Origin of the sequence: Streptomyces sp. NPDC056948, assembly GCF_042674225.1 — a bacterium.
Classification (GTDB): domain Bacteria; phylum Actinomycetota; class Actinomycetes; order Streptomycetales; family Streptomycetaceae; genus Streptomyces; species Streptomyces purpurascens.
In genome coordinates, this window is the sequence record NZ_JBHUQX010000565.1 from 1 (window position 1) to 4,782 (window position 4,782).

The window sequence follows — 4,782 nt, forward strand, 5'->3', positions numbered from 1 at the left end:
CGTCGACCGCCAGGTAGCCCTGGAGGTAGGGCTGCTGGTCGACGGCGAACTGGATGTCGCCGCCCTTGATGGCCTTGATGAGGTCCTTGTTGAGATCGAAGGTGGCGACCTTCGCCTTGCTGCCGGCGTCGCCGATCGACTGCACCGCGGTCAGCGCGAAGGGGGCGCCGAGGGTGACGACGTAGTCGATGGACGGGTCCTGCTTCAGCTTGGCGGTGATCGTCGACTTCACGCCCGGCATGTCGGTGCCGTTGACGTTCTGGGTGTCGAGCTTGCCCTCGAAGGTCTTCTCCACGCCGTCGCAGCGCTGGGTCAGGCCGACGTTGCCCTGCTCCTGCACGACGCAGAGGGCGTGCTTGGCGCCGACCTCGTTGAGCTTCTTGCCGAAGGCCTCGCCGGCGACGGACTCGTCCTGGCCGAAGAACTCCAGCATGTTGAGCTTCTTCCAGTCGCTCAGGCCGGAGTTGAGGCCGACGACGGGTATGCCAGACTTCTCGGCCTTGCCTATGACGCCCTTGAGCGCGTCGGGCTTGGCGAGGGTGACGGCGATGCCGTCGACCTTCTGGTCGATCGCGTTCTGGACCAGGTTGGCCTGGTTGCCCGCGTTCGGGTCGGCGGAGTAGACGAGCTTGATGTTGTCCTTGGCGGCCGCGGCCTCGGCACCCTTGCGGACGGTGTCCCAGAAGGTGTCGCCGGGCGCCTGGTGGGTGACCAGGGCGACGGTCATGCGCGGGGTGGTCGCCTTGCCGGCGGAGGCGTTCGCTGCGCCTTCCTCGGCACCCTTGCCCCCGGAACTGCTGGAGCAGCCGGCGAGAGTCAGGGCCGCTGCCGCGGCCACGGCGACGACGGGCGCGATTCTGCGGGAGCGGGGGTGAGAAGAGCGGTCCATCTTTCCTGGCACCTCACTGTGCTACTGCGGGGGAAAGGGGAGGGGATCACGAAGGGATCCGTGGTCCCGGAGCCTTACGGAGTCCGGATCATGATGCCGCAAACAGACTGTGGCGATGCCACGGGATACAAGTCCCTGCCGCGCCCGCTGTCAATACTTTGTTAAGACATCATTTCACAAGCAGGTCCGAATGTAAGTACAAACTATTGACAGCGCCGCCCTCCGAGACCTACACCTGAGGGGCGGCAGGTCCCATCGATCCACGCCCCCACCGTGTCAGGGCGCCCCGGGACCCGCATCCCCAGCTTCCCGAGGAGGTCGCGCATGGCCGGTCCAGCCCAGCATTTCGACTTGATCACGATGGGGCGCATCGGCGTCGACCTCTATCCCCTGCAGACCGGCGTCTCCCTGGACCGCGTGGAGACATTCGGGAAATTCCTGGGAGGTTCGGCGGCCAATGTGTCGGTCGCGGCGGCCCGCCTGGGACGCCGTACGGCGGTGATCACCCGCACCGGCGACGACCCCTTCGGCACCTACCTGCACCAGGAGCTGAAGTCCTTCGGCGTCGACGACCGCTGGGTCACCCCGGTCGAGGCGTACCCCACTCCGATCACGTTCTGCGAGATCTTCCCGCCGGACGACTTCCCGCTGTACTTCTACCGCCGCCCCAAGGCTCCCGACCTGGAGATCCACACCGACGAGCTGGACTTCTTCGCGATCCGCGCGGCCCGCATCTTCTGGATCACGGGCACCGGCCTGAGCGAGGAGCCGAGCCGCTCGGCCACGCTCGCCGCCCTCAAGGCCCGTGACAAGTCGGGCACCACCGTCTTCGACCTCGACTGGCGGCCGATGTTCTGGCGCGACCCCGACGAGGCCCGCCCGTACTACCGCGAGGCGCTGCGCCACGCCACCGTCGCGGTCGGCAACCTCGACGAGTGCGAGATCGCCACCGGCGTGCGCGAACCGCAGGCCTGCGCCGACGCGCTGCTGGAGGCGGGCGTGGAGCTGGCCGTGGTCAAGCAGGGCCCCAAGGGCGTGCTCGCCGTGCACCGCGACGGCACCCGGGCCGAGGTGCCGCCGGTGCCGGTCGAGGTGGTCAACGGCCTGGGTGCGGGCGACGCCTTCGGCGGCTCGCTCTGCCACGGTCTGCTCGCGGGCTGGGACCTGGAGAAGAACATGCGCCACGCCAACGCCGCCGGCGCCCTCGTCGCCTCCCGCCTCGCCTGCTCCTCCGCGATGCCGACCGAGTCCGAGGTCGCCGGCCTCCTCGCCGAGGCGTCGTCCCCGAGCACGAGCCTCTGAAACGGAGCCCGCATTGAACATCGGCATCCCCGACCTCACCACGGTCAGAGCCCGGAACCCCGAGGCGGTCGCGGAAGCGGCCGCCCGCCGGGTGCGCCGTCCGCTGATCGGCGACAGCGGCCGGCTGATGATCGTGGCCGCCGACCACCCGGCGCGCGGCGCCCTCGGGGTCGGCGACCGGCGCCTGGCCATGGCCAACCGCGCCGATCTGCTGGAACGGCTGTGTGTCGCGCTGTCCCGGCCCGGGGTCGACGGGGTGCTCGCCACCGCCGACATCCTGGAGGACCTGCTCCTGCTCGGGGTGCTGGAGAACAAGGTCGTCATGGGCTCGATGAACCGCGGCGGACTCGCCGGGGCCTCCTTCGAGATGGACGACCGCTTCACCGGTCACCGCGCCGAGGACATCGCCCGGCTCCGCTTCGACGCGGGCAAGCTCCTGGTGCGCATCGACTACGACGACCCGGGCTCGCTGACCACCCTGGAGTCCACGGCCCGTGCCGTCGACGCCATGGCGGCACACCGACTCCCCCTGTTCGTGGAGCCGTTCATCTCCCGGCGGGTCGACGGAAAGGTCCGCAACGACCTGTCCGCCGACGCCGTCACCCGGTCCGTCGCCATCGCCTCGGGCCTGGGCGGCACCTCCGCCTACACCTGGCTGAAGCTGCCCGTCACCGACGACCCGGACGACATGGCCGAGGTGCTGGAGACCTCCACGCTGCCCGTCGTCCTGCTCGGCGGCGAGGTCGGCGACGACCAGGAGGGCGCCTACGAGCGCTGGCGCAAGGCCCTGCGCCGGCCGACCGTCCAAGGCCTGGTCGTCGGGCGTTCGCTGCTCTACCCGGCCGAGGGCAGCGTGGAACAGGCAGTGGACACGGCCGTCGGCCTGCTGTGATTCAAGTGGCACCTGCTGTGATCCGAAAGGCACACGATGACGTATCACCTTCCCGCGGGTAAGGCCCTCGGCGGCCCCTACATCGTCGACATCACGCCCGAGAAGGCCGGCTGGGGCCACTCCGCTCTGCGGATCCTGGAGCTGCCGCCGGGCGGCACGCACTCCTTCGAGACCGGCGACAGCGAGTGGATCGTCGTCCCGCTCAGCGGCGGCTGCACGGTCGCCGCGGCGGACGACTTCGGCCAGGACACCTTCGAACTCCGGGGCCGCCGGGACGTCTTCAGCGGCGTCAGCGACTTCGCCTACGTGCCGCGCGACGCCCGGGCGACCGTGACCTCCGCCGCCGGCGGGCGGTTCGCGCTGACCGGCGCGCGCTGCGACCGCCGGCTGCCCGCCCGCTACGGGCCGGCCTCCGACGTGCCCGTGGAGCTGCGGGGCACCGGGAACTGCTCCCGGCAGGTCAACAACTTCGGCGCGGCCGGCGTGTTCGAGTGCGACAAGCTCATCGCGGTCGAGGTGATCACGCCGGGCGGCAACTGGTCGTCGTTCCCACCGCACAAGCACGACGAGCACCGGCCGGGCGAGGAGTCCGTGCTGGAGGAGATCTACTACTTCGAGTTCGCCGGTCACGACGGCACGCCGGGCCTCGGCTACCAGCGGGTCTCGCCGTCCGGGCAGGGCCAGGGCACCGATGTGCTGGCCGAGGTCCGCGACGGCGACGTCGTCCTCATCCCGGACGGCTGGCACGGGCCCTCGATGGCCACACCCGGCCACCACATGTACTACCTCAACGTCATGGCGGGCCCGGAGGCCGACCGCGCCTGGCTGATCTGCGACCACCCCGACCACGCCTGGGTCCGCGGCACCTGGCCGGACCAGCCGGTCGACCCCCGACTCCCCCTCTACACCGCCCCGGAGACCTCCGCATGAACGCCCCCACCCGCCGACTGACGACCGCCCAGGCCCTGGTGCGGTTCCTGTCCGCCCAGTACACCGAGCGGGACGGCGAGCGGCGCCGGCTGATCGCCGGGACCTGGGGCATCTTCGGCCATGGCAACGTTGCCGGGGTCGGCCAGGCCCTGATGGAGGCAGGCATCGGGCCAGGCGCCGTCATGCCGTTCCACCAGGGCCGCAACGAGCAGTCCATGGTGCACGCGGCGGTCGGCTACGCCCGGCAGCTCAACCGCCTGTCCGCGCAGGCGGTGACGACCTCGATCGGCCCGGGCGCCACCAACCTGGTCACCGGTGCCGCGCTGGCCACGATCAACCGGCTGCCGGTGCTGCTGCTGCCCGGCGACTACTTCGCCTCGCACGCCCCCGACCCGCTGCTCCAGCAGCTCGAGCACCCCGTCGAGGCGGATGTGTCGGTCAACGACACGCTGCGCCCGGTGTCGCGGTACTTCGACCGGGTCACCCGCCCCGAGGCGCTGATCCCGTCGGCGCTCCAGGCCATGCGCGTGCTGGCCGACCCGGCCGAGACCGGCGCCGTCACCCTCGCCCTGCCCCAGGACGTGCAGGCGGAGGCGTACGACTGGCCGGAGGAGTTCTTCGCCGAGCGCGTCTGGTACGTACGGCGTCCCGCGCCGGACCCGGTGGAGCTGGCGGCGGCCGTCGAGGCGATCCGCTCGGCCCAGCGGCCGCTGATCGTGGCGGGCGGCGGCGTCCACCACAGCGAGGCCGAGGAGGCCCTGAAGGCGTT

5 protein-coding genes are annotated in these 4,782 nt (G+C 71.0%); 4 read left to right on the top strand and 1 reads right to left on the bottom strand.

All coding sequences use genetic code 11. The features are described 5' to 3' along the window. Window positions 1-889 (bottom strand): substrate-binding domain-containing protein (locus ACFTZL_RS41115; protein ID WP_382594563.1); only part of this gene is annotated, 889 nt, incomplete at its 3' end. Window positions 890-1,213: 324 nt separating this feature from the next. Here ACFTZL_RS41115 and iolC point away from each other — a divergent pair. The 4 genes from iolC to ACFTZL_RS41135 all read left to right on the top strand — a co-directional run. Beyond that, complete coding sequence (gene iolC / locus ACFTZL_RS41120) at window positions 1,214-2,191, top strand: 5-dehydro-2-deoxygluconokinase (protein WP_382594566.1); 978 nt, start codon at window positions 1,214-1,216, stop codon at window positions 2,189-2,191. A 13-nt stretch (window positions 2,192-2,204) separates the two neighbouring features. Further along, window positions 2,205-3,083 carry a deoxyribose-phosphate aldolase gene (locus ACFTZL_RS41125; protein ID WP_382594567.1) on the top strand — a complete coding sequence of 293 codons (879 nt, stop codon included), beginning with the start codon at window positions 2,205-2,207 and terminating at the stop codon, window positions 3,081-3,083. 36 nt (window positions 3,084-3,119) lie between these two features. Further along, on the top strand, window positions 3,120-4,013 hold the full coding sequence (gene iolB, locus ACFTZL_RS41130) for a 5-deoxy-glucuronate isomerase (protein WP_382594570.1): 894 nt from the start codon (window positions 3,120-3,122) through the stop codon (window positions 4,011-4,013). After that, window positions 4,010-4,782: thiamine pyrophosphate-binding protein (locus ACFTZL_RS41135; RefSeq protein ID WP_382594573.1), on the top strand; the 773-nt coding region annotated here is incomplete at its 3' end. The genes iolB and ACFTZL_RS41135, both read left to right, overlap by 4 nt.

Excerpts from the sequence above, each read along its gene's own strand:
- iolC (WP_382594566.1), top strand. The coding sequence starts at position 1,214 with ATGGCCGGTCCAGCCCAGCATTTCGACTTGATCACGATGGGGCGCATC.
- iolB (WP_382594570.1), top strand. The coding sequence starts at position 3,120 with ATGACGTATCACCTTCCCGCGGGTAAGGCCCTCGGCGGCCCCTACATC.